This is a genomic window from Mesorhizobium amorphae, from assembly GCF_014843845.1.
Lineage (GTDB): Bacteria > Pseudomonadota > Alphaproteobacteria > Rhizobiales > Rhizobiaceae > Mesorhizobium > Mesorhizobium amorphae_A.
Genome location: NZ_JHQS01000057.1, coordinates 1 through 17,981 on the forward strand (window position 1 = coordinate 1; position 17,981 = coordinate 17,981).

General features: G+C 62.3%; 16 protein-coding genes and 2 pseudogenes. 14 read left to right on the forward strand and 4 right to left on the reverse strand.

Annotated features, from left to right (window positions below):
- Positions 1 to 499 precede the first annotated feature (499 nt).
- From DH08_RS23945 to DH08_RS23970, 6 genes and pseudogenes are all read left to right on the forward strand, one after another.
- The gene (locus DH08_RS23945) at positions 500 to 781 is read left to right on the forward strand and encodes an HU family DNA-binding protein (protein WP_129554791.1); all 282 of its coding nucleotides are present in this window, start codon (positions 500 to 502) and stop codon (positions 779 to 781) included.
- Between the two features lie 1,188 nt (positions 782 to 1,969).
- Positions 1,970 to 2,278, forward strand: coding sequence for a hypothetical protein (locus tag DH08_RS23950; RefSeq protein ID WP_192181647.1), 309 nt, complete (start codon positions 1,970 to 1,972; stop codon positions 2,276 to 2,278).
- A 595-nt stretch (positions 2,279 to 2,873) separates the two neighbouring features.
- Positions 2,874 to 3,050: a hypothetical protein gene (locus tag DH08_RS23955; RefSeq protein WP_192181648.1), complete on the forward strand. Its 177-nt coding sequence runs from the start codon at positions 2,874 to 2,876 to the stop codon at positions 3,048 to 3,050.
- A gap of 337 nt (positions 3,051 to 3,387) precedes the next feature.
- Positions 3,388 to 4,068, forward strand: coding sequence for a nucleoside deaminase (locus DH08_RS23960; RefSeq protein ID WP_428339037.1), 681 nt, complete (start codon positions 3,388 to 3,390; stop codon positions 4,066 to 4,068).
- A 961-nt stretch (positions 4,069 to 5,029) separates the two neighbouring features.
- Positions 5,030 to 5,796: pseudogene (locus tag DH08_RS23965) on the forward strand (hydroxymethylpyrimidine/phosphomethylpyrimidine kinase).
- A 344-nt stretch (positions 5,797 to 6,140) separates the two neighbouring features.
- Positions 6,141 to 6,602, forward strand: coding sequence for a Ros/MucR family transcriptional regulator (locus DH08_RS23970; RefSeq protein ID WP_192181708.1), 462 nt, complete (start codon positions 6,141 to 6,143; stop codon positions 6,600 to 6,602).
- Between the two features lie 183 nt (positions 6,603 to 6,785).
- Here DH08_RS23970 and DH08_RS23975 read toward each other — a convergent pair.
- The 3 genes and pseudogenes from DH08_RS23975 to DH08_RS23985 form a co-directional block, all read right to left on the reverse strand.
- Positions 6,786 to 6,995: pseudogene (locus DH08_RS23975) on the reverse strand (cold-shock protein).
- Between the two features lie 231 nt (positions 6,996 to 7,226).
- Positions 7,227 to 7,571 (reverse strand): hypothetical protein, encoded by a 345-nt coding sequence (locus DH08_RS37500; protein WP_192181649.1) that lies wholly within the window; start codon positions 7,569 to 7,571, stop codon positions 7,227 to 7,229.
- A gap of 206 nt (positions 7,572 to 7,777) precedes the next feature.
- Positions 7,778 to 9,382 (reverse strand): FAD-dependent oxidoreductase, encoded by a 1,605-nt coding sequence (locus DH08_RS23985; protein WP_192181650.1) that lies wholly within the window; start codon positions 9,380 to 9,382, stop codon positions 7,778 to 7,780.
- A gap of 151 nt (positions 9,383 to 9,533) precedes the next feature.
- Here DH08_RS23985 and DH08_RS23990 point away from each other — a divergent pair, with 151 nt between their 5' ends.
- Genes DH08_RS23990 through DH08_RS24005 form a run of 4 tightly spaced genes read left to right on the forward strand, consistent with a single transcriptional unit; the run spans position 9,534 to position 13,405 of the window.
- The gene (locus DH08_RS23990) at positions 9,534 to 10,070 is read left to right on the forward strand and encodes a cupin domain-containing protein (RefSeq protein WP_192181651.1); all 537 of its coding nucleotides are present in this window, start codon (positions 9,534 to 9,536) and stop codon (positions 10,068 to 10,070) included.
- Between the two features lie 10 nt (positions 10,071 to 10,080).
- The gene (locus tag DH08_RS23995; RefSeq protein ID WP_192181652.1) at positions 10,081 to 10,857 is read left to right on the forward strand and encodes an aspartate dehydrogenase; all 777 of its coding nucleotides are present in this window, start codon (positions 10,081 to 10,083) and stop codon (positions 10,855 to 10,857) included.
- Positions 10,857 to 11,669: an alpha/beta fold hydrolase gene (locus tag DH08_RS24000; RefSeq protein WP_192181653.1), complete on the forward strand. Its 813-nt coding sequence runs from the start codon at positions 10,857 to 10,859 to the stop codon at positions 11,667 to 11,669. The genes DH08_RS23995 and DH08_RS24000 overlap by 1 nt, the downstream gene beginning before the upstream one ends.
- On the forward strand, positions 11,666 to 13,405 hold the full coding sequence (locus DH08_RS24005) for a cobalamin-dependent protein (protein WP_192181654.1): 1,740 nt from the start codon (positions 11,666 to 11,668) through the stop codon (positions 13,403 to 13,405). Before DH08_RS24000 ends, DH08_RS24005 begins: the two co-directional genes overlap by 4 nt.
- Positions 13,406 to 13,443: 38 nt before the next feature.
- On the opposite strand, the gene DH08_RS24010 is transcribed toward DH08_RS24005, so the two are convergent.
- Entirely contained in the window at positions 13,444 to 14,190 is a 747-nt protein-coding gene (locus DH08_RS24010) for an SDR family oxidoreductase (RefSeq protein ID WP_192181655.1), read from the reverse strand.
- A 103-nt stretch (positions 14,191 to 14,293) separates the two neighbouring features.
- Between DH08_RS24010 and DH08_RS24015 the strand changes: the two genes are divergently transcribed.
- The 4 genes from DH08_RS24015 (at position 14,294) to DH08_RS24030 (ending at position 17,980) form a co-directional block, all read left to right on the forward strand.
- Entirely contained in the window at positions 14,294 to 15,265 is a 972-nt protein-coding gene (locus DH08_RS24015) for a thiamine pyrophosphate-dependent enzyme (RefSeq protein WP_192181656.1), read from the forward strand.
- Position 15,266: 1 nt separating this feature from the next.
- Positions 15,267 to 16,241, forward strand: coding sequence for an alpha-ketoacid dehydrogenase subunit beta (locus DH08_RS24020; protein WP_192181657.1), 975 nt, complete (start codon positions 15,267 to 15,269; stop codon positions 16,239 to 16,241).
- Between the two features lie 11 nt (positions 16,242 to 16,252).
- Positions 16,253 to 17,551, forward strand: coding sequence for an alpha/beta fold hydrolase (locus DH08_RS24025; protein ID WP_192181658.1), 1,299 nt, complete (start codon positions 16,253 to 16,255; stop codon positions 17,549 to 17,551).
- A 105-nt stretch (positions 17,552 to 17,656) separates the two neighbouring features.
- The gene (locus DH08_RS24030; RefSeq protein WP_192181709.1) at positions 17,657 to 17,980 is read left to right on the forward strand and encodes an NIPSNAP family protein; all 324 of its coding nucleotides are present in this window, start codon (positions 17,657 to 17,659) and stop codon (positions 17,978 to 17,980) included.
- Position 17,981 lies beyond the last annotated feature (1 nt).

Sequence of the window (17,981 nt, forward strand, 5' to 3'; positions counted from 1 at the left end):
GCGACGCCACCTGTCCACCGATCAGCGGCAAACAAACCCAGGATGCGTCATGAATAAGCCGGGCTAGGGGTTGGAGTGGATTGGAATTTCAGCAGGAGGCGAGGACCGGGGCTTTGAGCGATATTGAACATTGCGCCATTTTGCGAGGCGCGGCCGCCGGCCGATGGTGATCGGCTATGCATTGAGGCGACATATATGAATTCCACCGCCACCCGGCTCTGACAGGACCGAATTCAGGCGAAATGCTGCGGTCGCACCATCATGTTTTTGGGTGGTGGCCCAAGTCCTGATTAACCTGAAAGGTCCGCCGCCCGTAGCGCCAGCGTTTGATGCCAAGGTGAAGACATGCGCTTGCATGCCCTTCTTGATCGCAGTGGTGGAAATACCAGGTTCGAGCCTTGGTTTGCGGCGGATTCCGTTTTTTGAGGCGATGACAGTGGGGAATCGCCTGTGGCATAAGGCCAGCGGTCGAGCCAACACAACAGAAGGGATGGAAACTATGGCCGTAAACACGATCGATATTGCCGAACGCCTTGCTGACGCGCATGGCCTGTCGAAAACCCAAGCGAAGACCGTTGTCGAGGATGTGCTGAAAGGCATTGCGGAGGCCGCTGCAAAGGGCGAGGAAATCAGCCTCAACGGCTTCGGCAAGTTCAAGGTGCAGAACAAACCGGCTCGTGAGGGGCGCAATCCGTCAACTGGCGCCACGATCAAGATTGCTGCTTCGAAGAAGGTCGTCTTCCAGCCGGCAAAGGCGCTCAAGGATGCCGTAAACGGCTGATCATCCGTATGAACGACGATGTTCTCGACTGGCGGCGAGGCGATGTCATTCGGGACGATGGTCGTCCAGGCTACGACCCTCGAAGTGTTCTTGACGCGCAATGCACGACGAGCAGGACAGTTGCAGACAATTTTAACGGGGCTTTTACCCTGCTCAAAGGCCCGGCGCATCGACCCAGCGCCCGGACTTTTAGTTTGCCCCTAGGTGCTTTGTGCTCAGCGAGCCTGTGTCCTCGGTCTCATTTGAGGGATTGCTAATCTGCTATAAATGCGTTCAGAGCGGGTTAGTGGTCTCGCAGGGCCGGTGCGGTTGGGGCTTGGCTAGGGCGCTGCACCGGCCGTTAGCGCTCGCTCATGCCACTCATGCATACTCCGGGTTGCGGAACTCCAGGCTCATCCAATTTGAGGATAGTGGAACGACCCACCGCCGTTTTGCCGAATAGCGATGATGCTTGACCGGCCTATAACCTCGCCAGCCGGCGAGCCTTGCCGGTTAGGCCCGGCGGTCAAGCCCAAGCGCCCAGCCCCCGACCGTCGGGCCGCTGAACGTGGTAATCCCAGGAGCCGTCCATTTGAGTGATCGCTAATACTGGTGTAAAGTCCTAGCGCGGGTTCGAACACCATCCGCAATGGCCAGTGCAAGGCTGCCCAAGCCCAACTTCCAATAGTGCACCGGCCATTTCTATTGCCGGGTGTTTTGCCTGACACGATCCTCGCTAGACTCGCCTTGGGTCGCCTGCTCAATGAACAGCCTGGCTTGTTCTGCCCAGTCGGAGGGACCAATGTCATTCTCGCGCGCCGATTTCTTGAACGCCTCACGCAGAGCGTCGAGATCAAAGGCCGAATGGCGGTTCGGTATCGCTCTATCCATCACTGCACCCTAGAAGCAATGGGGACACCGAATTCGATATGCTCCTTAAGCTCGGGCTTTCAAGGGGGCGGGTAGCGGATAGCCGGCCTGCCTAATTCGAGTGACACAGGATTCCACAGGCCGGGCCATGCTCACCGGCTTGAGGAAACCGGGCAGCAAAAAACATGTGCTGCATAGTGCAGGCCTTCAAGGGAAATCGCTGTACGGATTCATACCGTCTGGGTGGTGAACCCGCGCCTTCTTGGACGGGAACGCGCGGGCAGTTGCCACCAGAATCACGAACAGTGAACACCTGACACAACCATCGAAGTCAGGCGCATGTCAATTACCAATATTGCGAGGTTTAGAATCGCTAACGAAGGCCGGCTTGACTTCCGACGCCTGAAATATTTAATTCCCGTTGGAAGCGGCGTTCTTACGGCAGTGGCCCCAACGGGGGTGAACCTGATGTTGAAGCGTCATGAACTCGCTGCCTTGTGGCCTTCTGATCCGCAGATATGCCAGCGCGTGTTCGACCGGTTTTGTGTCGAGCGACATTTCGAACGCGCCAGCGAGGAAGCACGGGATCTCGCCACGCTATCCTCTTTCTCTTTCAAGACGGCCATACAGAGGAAGCAAGCCTGTTGAGTGCGGTCTCTGCTACTTTCTATTTCCGCACTCCCTCGGCGAACGCTGCGAGGGGAAAAGCCTTGGTCGGGCGCAGTTAATGGGAAAAAATCTGGCCTGGATCGATCGCGCAGGGCTAGATGGGGGCCGGTAGACTAGCAAGCTATTGGGGACTTCCTTCAACCGGCGCTCACCTTGGTGCGCACCGCACCAGGCTAAGGCTAGCACGAACCCGTGAAGGCTTTCCTCTATCGAATGGATGACACAGGTTTATCCATACTAGGGCAATCTGGGACTAAGGTCCGATAGTCTCGCGCAGTGGTCGAGGGGCGGAAACCTTCGTCTCGCCACGGTGTTTGGTACGCGACCGTCGAGCAAAGTCCCTTCATTTGGCGGTTACCGGGTGCCCGCCTAGTCCATGGCTAGCGTAACGGGCACCCGACTAAGGAGCACCGCCATGCGCTTTGGAAATATGATAGCCAACACATGCGCCTTGTTGCTGCCTAGTTTTATCGTTTTACACAATCCTCAGTTGCTAGACTTGCATAACACACCGGGCGTTAATTTTGCCTCAGCACCAGGAGGAAAAGGTCGAAAACTGGGAGGTTTGTAGTCCATGAATGACGATTTCAGCATCGCCAATAAATCTGAAAATCAGCCATATGAAGTTACCTCTTTCGCCAAAAAGCATGGCCTGACGATTCCAGCCGCGGATGCGGTTCTTTTCGCCAAAGGTCCGTCTCGCACGGCGTGCGCTGCCGCCGCATTGGCGTGCAGTCGCCCAATACGCTAAGAAACAATCGGCCCGCTAGCCTTCCGCGCCATCCGGCGGGTGCCGAGTAAACCGATCCGGGCATTGTTCGCCACGCACGGTTGGCGCGGTTGGCGGCTGATAGGTGCTGACTGCCCGCCGCGGGGGCGTGGCAGCGGGCCTTTGACACAGGGTACCAATGACCGCCGGGCAACTGCCGACCGGCGAAGAAAACGGCGATCGAACGCCTTGGTTCAGCCGTTTCATTTTATATTAGCTGCCGCTTATCTAAGCCCTCGCTCGGCAGCAATCTTCGGCTCAAGAGCCGCTCATCGGGTGGATGTCGGCGTGATAGGATTTGTCCCATGACCCCGGCCAGATGCTCGCCCACCTCCGCGCCGCCAATGCGGTCGCGCGCGAGGCCGCCGCGCTCGGGCATCATCCGTTCGGGTGTGTGCTGGTCGGGCCGGACGATCGCATCCTCATGCGGCAAGGCAACATCGACACCGTGCGCCACGCCGAGACGGAACTCGCCCGGCGCGCCGCGGATGCTTACGAGTCGGATTTCCTCTGGTCATGCACGCTGGTCTCACCCGGCGAGCCCTGTGCGATGTGCACCGGAACGTTCTACTGGGCGAATATCGGCCGGCTGGTCTACGGCTTCGAGGAGACCAAGCTTCTCGCGCTGACTGGCGACCATGCCGAGAATCCGACGATGAGCCTCCCTTCGCGCACCGTACTCGGCTGGCCAGAAGAAGATCGAGGTCTTTGGCCCCTTCCCCGAGACCGAGGACGAGCTGATCGCGCCGCACCGCGATTTCTGGAAGCGCTGACGCGGTGGCGAGAGCCTGACTGCAACGTTCAGCCTCGCCTATGCCGCCTTGCTGGTGATAATCATAACACGCACCGCCTAGCGCTCTTAACCTTCGGCGTGATCTCCTCGATCTGCACCTTAACTCCGTCCTTGGACCATCGCCTGTTCAAGCGCCTTCGCTTCGGCCTTGTGCTTGGTGGTCAGCACCGTGCGCCAATGTGCTTTTCGAACACGCTAACGACGTAGGTTGTCACCGGCCTGTCCGTAATCGCGTTGCGTTCGGCATGGTGTCCGGGGTGTAGATCAGCCTGACTTTCTTGCCGCTGCACTTGGCGCATCGCAGCTTTGGAATGAGGTCGTCGAGCATCAGGCACAAACCGGTCGCGAAGCTTTACCGGGTCGAGCTTCTGGCTATGGTTGCAGGGCGCGCAGTGGCAATGTGCCGTCACCGTCATCTTGCAGTCCATCAGCGATTGGAACGTCCAGCCCGAGCCGTTCGGCTAATCTAGCGCGCCACTAGTCCACCAGCGGTCCATAGCGAAATTCAAATGCTCGTGGTCACTACTTCCTTTTCGATCGGCCTTTGAGCCTATTGGCTTTGTAGCGCCTAGACTCTGCGAATGGTAAGATTGCATATTGTATTGGGAGGCCTGATGACATGTCGACCGGAAACACAAACGATTCGGAAAACAGACCCGAGAGCCTCGTCTCAGAGTCTCAAGCGCGTCGCGACTTTCTCAAGAAGGCGGGACGGTTCGCGGCGGTAACGCCGCCGGCAATAACGCTTCTGCTCGGCACAAGCTTGAACTCCAGGGCAATTGCCAAATCGGGTGGATCACGTCCTGGCAAAGGTGGATCACGTCCGGGCAATGGATGGGGGGACAAGAACCACATTCATCTCGGCCCTTCCGGTCAGGTCCGCAAGGCCGGCTTTGGTCAAGCCCGGAGGGTTGATCGAGGTCACTCCGACAACGCCGGCGGCGGGTCCCACGGGGGCTCGAGGTCCGGCGATCCTAACTAGCCAGATACGACCCATCATTTGTGAAGGACATCACCGGCAAGGATACCCCGTTCGTTCAATGGAACGGGACAGGGCCGGTGAAGCCGCCTACGGCTGAGTAGCGGACGCTTCACCATTCGTTTACTATATTACATTGAATGCCGATCCCGAAGCGCGCACGCGAGAATGGATCGAAAAGACGGAACAATGGCGCTGAGGCGAGAACCGCATGTGCTTGTTGTTGGCGGGTCGGACTCCAGCGGCGGCGCCGGAATCTCGCGCGACATCGAGACGATCTCTTCCATTGGCGTGCGCACCTGCCTTGCTGTCACGGCACTAACAGTGCAGACGCACGAAGCCGTCATGGAAATCCATCATTTGCAACCCAGTCTGGTGGCCGATCAAATGCGGGCGGCGTTGCAAGCCAACACAGTGGCGGCCATCAAGATCGGCATGCTCGCGACGGCCGAGATCGTCGTTGCCGTTGCCGGCGCGCTGCGCGAGAATCCGCAGGTGCCGGCAGTACTTGACCCGGTGCTGGCCTCGACCTCAGGCCGGGCGCTCCTGGAAGCAGGCGCCATCACCGCCATGAAGCGCAATCTGATGCCGCTTTGCCGTCTCGTCACCCCAATTTCATCGAACTGGCGCTTCTTGCCGGCTCAGAACTGGCAGTGGATGAGGACGGCGCAGTTTGGCAAGGCCAAGAATTGCTGGTGGCCGGGTTGCAGGCCCTGCTGATCAAGGGCGGCCACGCATCGGGACCTCGATCGACCGATATTCTGTTGCGCCCCGATCACGAACCGATCCGCTTCGACACGCCGCGCCTTGCCGCATCGATGTGCGGGACGGGTTGCATACTGGCCAGCGCGATTGCTGCGCAACTGGCGAAGGCGAGGTCGCTTGAAGACGGCGTGCGCAAAGGCAAGCTGTTTGTTTTCGAGAAGCTGCAGAAGAATGCAGCCGAACGACAGTGACGCTGCCTCAGTCAATCTAATCGCGGCCGCGCAGCGATCAAGCCAATCCAGCGCTCTGCAGATAGCGCCGTGCCGGCGGGGAGGAGACCGGCAGGCGCGCCGCACATAGGTCGCGACCGTTTGGCAAGGATAGAAAAAGATCAGAGAACAGGCTTGGCAGCGTTTCTGGTCAGGATCGCTTCCTCATGCCACATCGCGCGTGGATACGCCAACAGCGGTCGGTTCAGTACGCGCTCGACGTAGCAGTGCACGACGAGCATCGCAATGCCGGGGGCTTTATTGCTTTCAGCGGCAACCGCCACTATGACTTCGCCGACTGTCTTTCAAGCCGCCCGGAGAGTTTCATGACAGAAGAAGCCGACAGCAACATCGACACCCTCATCGAGCTCACCGCCGATGTCGTGTCAGCCTATGTCTCGAATAATCCGGTCCCGGTGGGCGATCTTCCCGCCCTGATCGGCCAAGTGCACGCGGCCCTGAAAGGCACGGCCGGCAGCGTTTCCGAAGAGCCGGAGGCTCTCAAGCCTGCAGTCCCGATCAAGAAGTCGGTGGCGCCGGATTACATCATCTGCCTTGAAGATGGGAAGAAATTCAAATCGCTAAAGCGCCATTTGTCGACGCACTATGGACTGACACCGGATGCATATCGGGCCAAATGGGGCCTGTCGGCAGATTATCCCATGGTCGCGCCGAATTACGCCGCGGCGCGCTCGGCGTTGGCCAAGACGATGGGTCTCGGCCGCAAACCGAAAGAGCCGGAAAAGCCGGCGCCGGCGAAGCAGACCCACAAGAAGGTCGCAGCCTGACCTCATCTCCCAAGGTTAATCTGCCGCGCGGCAACCCCCAATGGAATTGGCGGAGGCCTGGAGCAATTTGCTGCTCCCGGCCCTCGTGTTGAGCCATGTTTCTCGCCCGCCCTTGTCAAGCGGCCGTCAGCACATCCGTCACTTGCCGCGTCCTTCCGGCTCTTGCGGGACGCGGCAGAAAATTCAGCCAGCTTTGGTGAGGCTGCCGGCACAGGACTTGCCAGTGCGTCCTGTTCGATCTCATAGTTGATCTTCTGGCCGTCAGTCAGCGTCGAGAGGCCCGCGCGTTCGACAGCGGAAATGGGGACAAAAACATCCTGACCGCCACTGTCGGGCTGGATAAATCCAAATCCCTTGGCGCTGTTGAAACACCTTCACGATTCCAGTCGCCATACGGGCCGAGCGAAGCCTAGCCGCAGGAGCCTGCTAAATTTCATCGTGAACGGTTGAAGTTCGTTTTTCCGGTGAAGCCCGGAGCAATGCAGCGCGGAATCCCGATCGCATTTGCGGCGCCCGTTCTAAAGAACGCGCCAATAAGCGCCGGCAGCTATATCTACGTGTGGCCCTATCTTGGCAGAGGTGGGAACGACCTGCTTTCTAGCCGGGATGCCGAGGACATACTTTTTAATCGTCGACGGCCGAGAAGAATTGATCGCTGAGCTCGAAGCCGCGGACGACGAGGTCCGCACCTACATCGGCGACCAGTTCAAAGCTCTGCTTGAAGCCCCAGATTTCGATGACTTTCTGGACGGCAATATCAGAGGCCCCAAGGCCGGGTCGAGATCGTGCGCGAGCGATTTGTCGCGATAAGCCAGAATGCCAGCGGCGGCTGACATGGGCTTCGAAGTTGATTGGCACAGCCAGCAGGGCACAAGAACTCCCGATAACCGCGACTATGTCGGTGTCGGTAGGGGCATAGGGGCGGGCCGGAGCACGACCGCCGTCCCCGGCTCCCGATATTGCGTCCATCAAAACTGCTTTTTACGGGAGGGGCTCGAAAGCAAGATTAGACTGAGTTGGCTTGAATAGCCGAGCTCAAGGGCTTTTGTTCTTTTCCAGCAGGCCATGCTGCGCTACTGCCCGAAAATAAATCCTATTCTAGACCTCGGCCAGGTCACAGCGAGATGAAGCCAAGGGTTCCTAAATCAAAATCTTTTGCGGGAATGCTCATGCATTCATCGGTTTTGATGCAGGATCGTCTCGGCGGCGATGAAGCCCCATGTCATGTTGGGGCCGAGGGTCGTGCCGGCTCCTACGGCGCGGGTGCCGATGGGGTTGGCCATAGCCAGCCCGGCCGCATAAAGACCGGGGATGATCGAGCCGTCCGGTCTCAACACCTGCGCTCGCTCATTGGTGCGGGCGCCGCCCTTGGTGCCGAGAATTGAGCGATTGATCGTCATGCCGACATAGGGAGGCTTGTCGACAGGCTTCAGCCGGCCCTCGGGTCCATGCGCCTTGTATTCCTCCCAGCCGTTCTCACCGCGGCGGAAATCCGCGTCATGGCCCTTCGCGCAAAAATCATTCCAGCGGGCGATTGTCTCCTCGAGCGCCACCGCCGGCAGCCCGAGCTTGGCGGCAAGACCGCCGATCGTATCGGCCTTCTTGACCCAATCGCGCTCGTAGGAGGCGTACCAGCGGAAAGGCAGCGACGTTTTCAGGAAACGGTGATCGCCAATGAGATAGCAGGGCAGATTGACGGGCAAGCCATCCGGTCCGCGCGCATCGATCGCCTCGCCGATATTGAAGTCGTTTTCACTGACGAAGCGCTTTCCACCGCGATTGACCACGATCGAATGCGGCTCGGCCTGGAAGGTCATGGGCAAGCCGTGCGGCTGTCCTTGGTAGCGCGTCGGCAGGCAGGGATAGACGTTCGCCTGGTCCATGCGGTCCAATTGCGCGCCAACGGAAGCCGCGAGCTTCTGGCCGTCGCCCTCGTTGCTGCGCGGGCTGCCGATCCGGTCGAATGCACCGGGGAAATGGCGCATACACATATCGGCATCCCATTCGAAGCCACCGGTGGCTATCAAGACGCCGCGCCGCGCGAGAATCTTCGTTCGTTGGCCGTCGCTCTCCACTTCCGCGCCGGTGACGCGAGAGTCCGGTTCCTGAAGCAGGTCGACGGCGCGCGTCCCCAGCCGAAAGGTGACGCCGGCATCGAGGCAGCCCCTGATGAGCCCGGTCATCAGCGCCGTGCCCTGCCCGCCGGAATTCGTCAGCCATCGCCAAAGAAGCCTCGGCCAGACCTTGAGCCCGGCCAGGATAGGGCGGTGATAAAGATCGAGGTCAACCACCTCCTGGTAAGTGAAGCTGTGCGGCAAGGTGGAGCGGCGCAGCCGGGCTGCGAACCTGCCAAGGATACGGCGGCTAAGTGGTCTGGGCGAGACCATGCGTCCGTAGAGCTTGCCGCCCGGCGCTTCGGCGAAGGGGTCCGGCTCGTTGACCAGGCGAAAATCGAGCGGCGTGTTGCCGGACAGGAAGCGCAGCATGTCCGGCGCGGCCCTGACGAAGGCGCTCCAGAGCGCGTCTTCCTTACCTGCCCAGCCCTCGGGCGCAACGTGGCGTAGATAGGTCAGCGCGTCTTCGCGGCTATCGGCAATGCCGGCCTCGGCCGCGGCGTGATTGGCGGGCACCCATACGCCGGCGCCTGACATGGCTGATGTGCCGCCCAGCCATTCGCTCTTTTCGATCACGAGAACCGTGAGACCGCCGTTGGCGGCCCTCAATGCCGCCGCGCAGGCCGCCGACCCCGAACCGATGACCAGAACGTCGAATTTATCCATTGGCGTTCCCCTGCTTTTTGTCGCCGCAACACTATAGGAGCAGGAAATTAAATCTGTCTACTATTGTGTCGACACTTTTTTGCCTATAGCTTCCCTGGAGGTCGGCAGCTTGTCGGCTCGACCCTCGCAGCTCCTTTCGACAGGTAGAACCATGGACGATACCCGCCTTCCAACCGCCCCGTCCGGCATCCATATTTCCGGATCCGAAACGCGCGAAAGCTACTGGCAGCCGGTGCCGGCAAACGGCCATATCGACGTGGCGCTCGCGCCGCATATCGTCGGCATGGAGCACCCCTTCGGGCTGGGCACGCAATCGGTGGCGCCCGGCGGCTATGTGCGCGAACACACGCATGACCGCAACGAAGAGACGATCTACGTCATCGAAGGCCATGGCCGCGCCGTCATCGAAGGCAAGGAATATCCGCTGGAACCGGACAGCGTGGTGTTCCTGCCGAAGAATGTCAGGCACATGTTCATCAACGATGGCGAGACGCGCCTGCGCTGGGTCTGGTTGATCGTGCCGAACGGGCTCGAGGACTTCTTTCGCCTTATCGGCAAGCCGCGCAAGCCGGGCGACCGCGTGCCGTCCAATTTCCCGCGCCCGGAAAACGTCCTGGAGATCGAGCGCAAGACGGTTTTCGGGGCAGACCTCGCCGACAAGTTCGATCCCCTGAAACAGAACCCCTGAAGAAGCCCCGATGGTGACGCTCGGCCTCATCGGCTTCGGCACGATCGCGCGCGAGATCGTCTCCGCTTTCCCACCGGACTCATGTCGCTGGGTAGCGCTAATGCGCGAAGGCGCCCGCCCCGCCCTGCCGGCAAATGTCAGCACTGTCACGCAGCTGGACGCGCTGATCGACGCGCGCCCAAGCGCGGTGGTGGAGGCGGCAGGCCAAGAGGCAGTGGCCGCCTACGTCCCCGCGCTTCTCGACGCCGGCATCCCAACCATCATCGCTTCGGTCGGCGCGCTCTCCGATCCGGTACTTGCCACCCGGTTGACCGATGCTTCACGCAACGGCGGCGCGCGCTTGGTCCTGCCATCAGGCGCGTTGGGCGGCCTCGACTACATCAGGGCAATAGCCGCCCTTCCCGATGCGCGGGTGCGCTATACCTCGCGCAAACCGCCGGCAGCCTGGGCAGCGGAGCTAACTTCAGCCGGCCTTTCGGCCGGCGATGGCGCCATAACCCTCTTCGAGGGTACGCCAGCCGAAGCAGCAAAACTCTATCCGAAAAACCTCAACGCCGCCTTCGCCGTGGCGCTCGCTGCAGGCATCGACAAGGTCTCGGTGAGCGTGGTTGCCGATCCGAAAGCTGCCGGCAACACGCATGAAATTGAGGTCGAGAGCACCGCTGGCACCGCCTCCTTCCGCCTCATCAACGCGCCCTCGCCCAACAATCCGAAAACCTCGATGCTCACGGCGCTCAGTCTCGTAGCGGCCCTTGGCGAGTTGCTCGATAGGGAAGGGCCTCGCTGATGCCCTTCTTCACCGCCGCCGATGGCTGCCGCATCCACTACGAGACGTTCGGCAGCGCTGGCCCGCGCCTCATCCTCATCCCGGGGCTCGGCGGTGACGGAAGATTCTGGGCTGGCGTGGTGCGCCTGCTCGAGACCGACCATCGCATCATCGTCACCGACCATCGCGGCGCCGGTCGCAGCGATCGCCCGGAAAGCCCCTGCTCCATTCCCCTGATCGCCAGCGACATTGCCGGGCTGCTGGCGCAGACGGGCGGTTCCGCACACATTGTCGGGCATTCCACCGGCGGCGCCATCGCGCAGGTGCTGGCGCTCGATCATGCGGAACTCGGCCTGAGCTACACGATCAGCAGTTCCTGGGCGCGAGCCGACGCCCGTTTCCGCACGCTCTTCAGCGCCCGCGCCGAACTGCTGGAGGCCGGCATGGCCGAAACCTACCAGCGCCTTGGCAATGTGCTCTGCCACGAACCGTCCTACCTCGAAACGCATGCCGGACAGCTCGAGGCAGCCGTCGCCGCCGCCGCTCATAGCCTGGCTCCGCTCACGGTCACCGCCGCACGCGTCCGCATGCTGCTCGACCACGATCGCCTTGACGACCTGCCGCGTATCGACGCCCCGGTTCAGGTGATTGCGGCCACCGGCGATATCCTGACGCCACCCGCCCTTTCACAGGCGATAGCCGCTGCGATACCGGGTGCGGGATTTGTCCCTGTTGCCGGCGCGCATTTTCATCCGCTCGCCGACCCCGAGGGTTTTGCCACCATCATTCGCCGTTTCATTCCCGAAGCTCACCTAGACCGCATAGCATCATGATCGCTGACCTCAGCCCCGCTCTCATCGACCCGCGCCTCAAGCCTGGCGCCGAACTCCTTGCTGATGGGCGCGGGATGGCGCGCGACTGGCGCCTCGGCGGCTGCCGCTTCCTCGCCGAGACCGGAATGCCGTCCGAGGCCGCATGGAAGCGCAAGGCAGTGGCCGAAAAGCGTGTCATGCAGCACGCCCATATCGGCTTTAGAAGCGTCGACCGCACCGTGGCAGCGATCGGCGAGGTGCATGAGCAATGCCGCAAGGCTGGGGTGACGGTCGACCGTTTCGGCATCACCCTCGACTGGTCGATGGGATATCCGCAGGCCATGCGCGCCAAGGCCGCGCGCGGCACCGGGATCGTGCTCACCGGTCCCGAGGATTTCGCGCGCATCACCAACGCCGCGCCCGCTGCTGCTCATTTCGGCGACTTCATGCTCGGCCTGCCGGGCGCGGTGGAAAACACCCGCGCCGCGATCGCCGCCGGGGCAACGGCCATCGGCAATCTGGGACAGTATTTCACCTTCCGGCTGCCCTATTGGGACGATGACGTGGCAACCACCGAAGCGACCGTCACCGCGCTCGGCCTGATTGCCGCGCAGGATGCCGAAATCCTCGTCCATTCCAACCTCGACGACGGATTCGCCGGGCTGTTCATCGACATGGCTTGCGCGCTCGGCATGGTGCTAGTCGAAAAGCACATCGTCGAGGACCTGATCGGCGCGCGGCTCGGCCATTGCTACGGCCACCATTTTAGCGATCCGCTTTCGCGCACCGCCTTCCATGCCGCGCTGGTGCGGGTCAGCGACACGCCAGGCACCATGATCTTCGGCAACACCGTCTCCTACCAGTCGACCGCGGCAGGCAATTACGCAAGCCTGGCGAGTTATCTCCTGGCCGACATACTCGCCGTTGGGCGATGGCCCTCCGGCCATGCGATCAATCCGGTGCCGGTGACCGAGAACCAGCGCATTCCCGATGTCGACGAGATCATCGACGCGCAGACCTTCGCGCACCGGCTCACGCTGAACGCACCGTTCTACGACCCCGTCTTCGACTGGGCCAAGGTGGAGGCGATGGCCGATGTGCTGGTCGAAGGCGGGCGCCGCTTTGCCGATGCCGTCATGAAGGGGCTGGCCGAGCGGGGGGTGGATACCGAAGACCCGGCCGCGCTGATGCTCGCCATCCGCCGCATGGGGCCGAAGCGCATGGAGGCGCTGTTCGGTCCGGGCGCGGACGGCATGCGCGGGCGAACGCCCTTGATCCATGCCGAATGGGCCCGCGAACTCAACCACAAGGCCGCAGCCTGGGCCTCGATACAGAAACCGCTGGCAAGGCAAGAACCCCTGACCGTCTGCATCGGCACGACCGACGTCCATGAGCACGGCAAATATCTCGTCGAGCAGGCACTGGCGGGACTGGGCATTGCCGTCGCCGATGCCGGCGTGGCCGTCGACCCGGAAGCGCTCGTCGCCCATGCGGCGGAGACCAGGGCGAATGCCGTCGCCATCAGCACCTACAACGGCGTGGCGCTTCGCTACGCACAGGCGGTGAAGGCAGCGATGGCGGCGCGCGGACTCGTCCTGCCGGTGCTCATCGGCGGACGACTGAACGAAGTGCCCAAGGAGTCCAATTCGGACCTGCCGGTCGACGTGACCAAGGACATTGCGGACCTTGGCTGCCTGCCCTGCGCCGATCTCGACGAGATGCTGCGCGCCCTGCGTTCCATCCGGCCTGTTGCCTGAAGCGGCAGGCTTCGTTTTCCGCCACGACAGGCGCGCCCTCACCAGGCGGTCATGCCGCCGTCGACTGTCAGGATCGAGCCAGTGGCGAAAGAGGATTCGTCGCTGGCGAGCCACAGGATTGCATTTGCGATTTCAATCGGTTGCGCGACGCGATTCATCGGCGAACGTGCGTTCAATGCCGCGACAAACCCCTGAGGATCGGGATGAGTTTCCAGCATGCTTTCGAAATAGCTCGACCAGGTCACACCCGGCGCCACGGCATTGACGCGGATCTTGTCTGCAACATGGTCAAGCGCCATGGCACGCGTCAGCGCCGCGACGCCGCCCTTGGAGGCGACATAGGCCGCCCGATCGGCAAGTCCGACATGGGCCACGTTGGAAGCGGTGTTCACGATCACCCCGCCGCCACCCGCGGTCATGACGGGAATGACATATTTGGAGCAGAGAAAGACGCCCTTGAGGTTCACGGCCATGAGCGCGTCCCAATCCGCCGCCGCAGTGGTGACAACCGAACCGCGTATGCCGTAACCGGCATTGTTGACCAGAATGTCCACCCGACCGAATGCCTCTCGCGCGCGGCGCACCATCGTCGCCACGGAGGCTTCGTCCGAGACGTCCGCCTCAGAGGCCAGCGCTCCGGTCCTGCCGGCCACCTCGCTGGCCCGCGCGCCGTCGCGGTCGACGACCAGAACGCGCGCGCCCTCCTTCGCAAACAGTTCCGCGACGGCGGCCCCGATACCAGCGCCGGCTCCGGTCACGACGGCTGCTTTGCCCTTCAAACGCATGATCGATCCCTTTTTCAAAAACTTGTTTTGCCCTATTTTGCAGAAGCGCTTGCAAAGTGTCGACACTTTTGTATTTAATTTCGGCACGAACTCGGGGATATCAGTGAAAAACACTCCTTCCGTCGAACAACATCTGGAAATCTATCGCCGGATGCTGCTGGTGCGGCATCTGGAAGAGAGCCTTGGTGCGCTTCACAAGGAAGGACGCACGCGCGGTCCGATCCATCGCTGCGATGGCCAGGAAGCCGTCGGTGTCGCCGCGACCGCCGTGCTGGAGACGGGCGACAAGGTCGCCACCACCCATCGTGGCCACGCGGTCTATATCGGCAAGGGCATGGCCGTGCACCCGGTGGTGGCCGAGATCTTCGGACGGGCTACCGGTGCCTGTGGCGGGCGCGCCGGCCACATGCTGGTGGCCGATGCCGAAAAGGGCGTGATCGGCGGCAACGCGATAGTCGGCGCGGGCATTCCTGCCGCCACCGGCATGGCGCTGTCCATGCAGATCCTGGGCACCGGCAATGTCGCCATGTGCGTCTTCGGCGACGGCGCCGCGCAGACCGGCATTTGCCACGAGGCCATGAACATGGCCGGGCTGTGGAAGCTGCCTGTCGTTTTCGTGCTCGAACACAACCAGTTCGGCCTGACCGTTCCCTCCGAGGTCCAGTCGCCGGTCGAGGATCTGTCGATCCGCGCCGCCGGCTATGCGATGCCGGCCGAGATCGTCGACGGCAATGACGCGGTGGCCGTCTATCGCGCCGTCTCGACCATGGTTGAGCGTGCCCGGCGTGGCGAGGGTCCCGGCATGGTCGAATGCAAGACCTACCGCGTCGAGGGTTTTTCCACCTCCGACATGGGTGGCTACCAGAAGCCGGAGGACATCGCGGCCTGGAAGGCGCGCGATCCGCTGATCGTCTCGCGCAAGGCGCTTTTGGGCGAAGTCGGCGAGGCGCAGCTCGCCGGGATCGAGGCGGCGGCCAAGGCTGAGGTAGACGAGGCATTCGAGGCCGCCCTCTCTGACCCGATGCCCGAATTCTCGCTCGACGAAGCCTGCAACCCCTACAGCGAGGCGCACTGACATGGCCATGATGCGGTATGCCGAAGCACTCAATGCGGCACTGCGCGAAGAGATGCAGGCCGACCCCTCCGTCTTCCTCTTCGGCGAGGACATCGGCCGCTATGGCGGCGTCTTCAAGGTGACGAAAGGGCTGATGGAGGAATTCGGCGAAACGCGGGTGCGTGACACGCCAATCTCCGAACAGGCGCTGACCGCCATGGCCGTGACCGCCGCTATGACCGGCACGCGGCCGGTGCTGGAAATCATGTATGCGGATTTCGTGCCGCTGACACTCGATGCGCTGGTCAACCAGGCCTCGATCTACAACTACATCTGGAACGGCCAGGTGAAGATGCCATTCGTGCTGCGGACGCAAGGCGGCGGCGGCGCTGGTGCCGGCGCGCAGCACTCCAAGGCGCTCGATTCCATGCTTGCCCACATACCCGGAATCAAGGTGGTCGCGCCTTCGACGCCCGCAGATGCCAAAGGCATGCTGAAGGCCGCGATCCGTGACGACCAGCCGGTGGTCTTCCTGGAGCACAAGCTGCTCTACAACACCCGCGGCGAAGTGCCGGACGGCGATGAGACGGTGCCGCTCGGCAAGGCCGCGACCATGCGCGAGGGCAGCGACATTTCGATCTTCGCCACGTCAAAGATGGTGGTGGAGGCGTTGAAAGCTGCCGACCTTCTCGCGGCCGATGGCGTTTCGGCCGAAATCGTCGATCTCCGGTCGCTGCGCCCACTCGATGTCAACGCCATCGTTGCCTCGATCTCGAAAACGCACCATGCCGTGGTGGTCAACGAGGGTTGGCGCTTCTGCGGCTACGCCGCCGAGCTTTCGGCAACGATCATGGACCACGCCTTCGACGAACTCGACGCGCCGGTCGCGCGCGCCACCTTGCCGGACATGCCGATCCCCTATTCCGAACCGCTGGAAACGGCGATGCTGCCAAGTGCCGAGAAGATCCGCACTGCCGCGCTGAAGACGCTGAAGTGACGGAGGCGGCGATGGCAACCCATCCGATCAGCATCGACAGCGCCGGCGGCGAATATATGGAAGCCGTGCTGGTGATCGCCTGGGCGGTGAAATCAGGCGATCCGGTCAAGGCCGGAGATCTTCTCGTCACCGTCGAAACCGCCAAGGCCGCAACCGAAATCGAAGCCGACCGCGACGGTTGGCTGGCGGAAATCTTCTTCGCCGAGGGACAGGAAGCGCCGGTAGGCGCCGTGCTTGGCACGATCGCTGACGAGAAGCCGATCGCTGGCAAACCCGCTTCGATCGCGCCGACCACGGCTGCGGCTGCGGAATCCAATCCGCGCGAGCCTGTGGCAAGTGAAGCGCCCTCCTCCATCCGGCAACCCGGCAGCCGTGCGATCGCAAGCCCGCTTGCCCGGCGACTTGCCGCCGCGGCCGGGCTTGACCTTGCCACCATTTCGGGAAGCGGCCCGCACGGGCGCATAAAGAAGCGCGACATCGATGCCACCCTTGCCGCCCTCTCGAACGAACATGACGGTGCAGTTCAGCGGACGCCGGCCGCGGGCCAGACTCCGTCCGTTGCCGCGCCGGCACTGGCCCGGCAGACGGCGCCCGTGGTCCTCATCCATGGCTTCGGGGCGGATGGCTCGGTGTGGCGACAAGTTGTCCCGTTGCTCGGGCCGGGGATCGAGACAATCAGCCTCGATCTGCCCGGCCATGGTGCGGAAGCGGCAAGACCTGCGAAGAGCATCGAGGAGATCGCCTTCCTTCTCTCCGACCGGCTGGAGGATATGGGCGTTGGCAATGCCCATCTCGTCGGCCACTCCCTGGGCGGTGCGGCGGCTCTCGCGCTCGCCCGGCTGGGCCGTCTCGCCGTGCGTTCGGCAACGCTTCTCTCCCCGGGCGGGCTTGGCCCGGAGATCAATGCAGGCTTCATTGCCGGCCTTGCCCGCGCGACCACGGCGCAGGCCCTCGAGCGGTGGCTGACGGTGATGGTCGGCGACCCCTCGGCCTTGCCGGGCGGCTATGCGCAGGCCGCGCTCAGACAGATGGAAAAGACCGGCAACCGCGACGCGCTCGCGGCGATGGCCGAAAGCCTGTTTCCGGATGGGACGCAGGGGTTCGATCTTGCGGGCGCGCTTGCAGAGCTCACCGTACCGACGCGGCTCCTCTGGGGCAGGCTCGACCGTATTATCCCGGTCGCCCATGCGGCGCGCGCGCCGGGCTTCACTGCTGTTCATCTTCTCGATGGCATTGGCCATGTAGCGCAGATAGAGGCGCCGGCGCTGGCAGCCCGACTGATTACCGAGACGGTGCGGAGCGCCGGCTGAGCCGGCAGTCCGCTTGGCCCTCGCGGATCAGCCGCGGGAGGCAGACAAGACCACATGACGCCGGCGTCGAGGACGCCGGACAGGATGCCAGAAGGAGTGACCAAGATGATCTTCGACCATCGCACCTATACCGCCCGCCCGAACAAGCTTTCGCATTTTCTCAAGCTCTACGAGGAGGTCGGCCTGCCGATGCAGCAGCATTATCTGGGTGAGCCATTCGGCTTCTTCCAGACGCATATCGGCGACCTCTCGCGCACCGTGCATCTGTGGAAATATGAAAGCCTGGCCGATCGGGAGGAGCGGCGCGACCGCATGGAGGCCGACCCCGAATGGCAGGCCTATCGGCGCAAGGTGATCGAGACCGACTATCTTCTCGACATGCGTAACCAGATCCTCAAACCCGTCTCCTTCTTCAATCCCGGAAAATAAA

What these genes read in the sequence shown, in the direction of transcription:
- DH08_RS23985 (WP_192181650.1), bottom strand. Translation starts at nt 9,382, where the DNA reads ATGGATAAATTCGACGTTCTGGTCATCGGTTCGGGGTCGGCGGCCTGC.
- DH08_RS23945 (WP_129554791.1), top strand. Translation starts at nt 500, where the DNA reads ATGGCCGTAAACACGATCGATATTGCCGAACGCCTTGCTGACGCGCAT.
- DH08_RS23960 (WP_428339037.1), top strand. Translation starts at nt 3,388, where the DNA reads ATGCTCGCCCACCTCCGCGCCGCCAATGCGGTCGCGCGCGAGGCCGCC.
- DH08_RS24025 (WP_192181658.1), top strand. Translation starts at nt 16,253, where the DNA reads ATGGCAACCCATCCGATCAGCATCGACAGCGCCGGCGGCGAATATATG.
- DH08_RS24000 (WP_192181653.1), top strand. Translation starts at nt 10,857, where the DNA reads ATGCCCTTCTTCACCGCCGCCGATGGCTGCCGCATCCACTACGAGACG.
- DH08_RS37500 (WP_192181649.1), bottom strand. Translation starts at nt 7,571, where the DNA reads ATGGACGCAATATCGGGAGCCGGGGACGGCGGTCGTGCTCCGGCCCGC.
- DH08_RS24030 (WP_192181709.1), top strand. Translation starts at nt 17,657, where the DNA reads ATGATCTTCGACCATCGCACCTATACCGCCCGCCCGAACAAGCTTTCG.
- DH08_RS24010 (WP_192181655.1), bottom strand. Translation starts at nt 14,190, where the DNA reads ATGCGTTTGAAGGGCAAAGCAGCCGTCGTGACCGGAGCCGGCGCTGGT.
- DH08_RS23970 (WP_192181708.1), top strand. Translation starts at nt 6,141, where the DNA reads ATGACAGAAGAAGCCGACAGCAACATCGACACCCTCATCGAGCTCACC.
- DH08_RS24005 (WP_192181654.1), top strand. Translation starts at nt 11,666, where the DNA reads ATGATCGCTGACCTCAGCCCCGCTCTCATCGACCCGCGCCTCAAGCCT.
- DH08_RS23955 (WP_192181648.1), top strand. Translation starts at nt 2,874, where the DNA reads ATGAATGACGATTTCAGCATCGCCAATAAATCTGAAAATCAGCCATAT.
- DH08_RS23995 (WP_192181652.1), top strand. Translation starts at nt 10,081, where the DNA reads ATGGTGACGCTCGGCCTCATCGGCTTCGGCACGATCGCGCGCGAGATC.
- DH08_RS24020 (WP_192181657.1), top strand. Translation starts at nt 15,267, where the DNA reads ATGGCCATGATGCGGTATGCCGAAGCACTCAATGCGGCACTGCGCGAA.
- DH08_RS23990 (WP_192181651.1), top strand. Translation starts at nt 9,534, where the DNA reads ATGGACGATACCCGCCTTCCAACCGCCCCGTCCGGCATCCATATTTCC.
- DH08_RS23950 (WP_192181647.1), top strand. Translation starts at nt 1,970, where the DNA reads ATGTCAATTACCAATATTGCGAGGTTTAGAATCGCTAACGAAGGCCGG.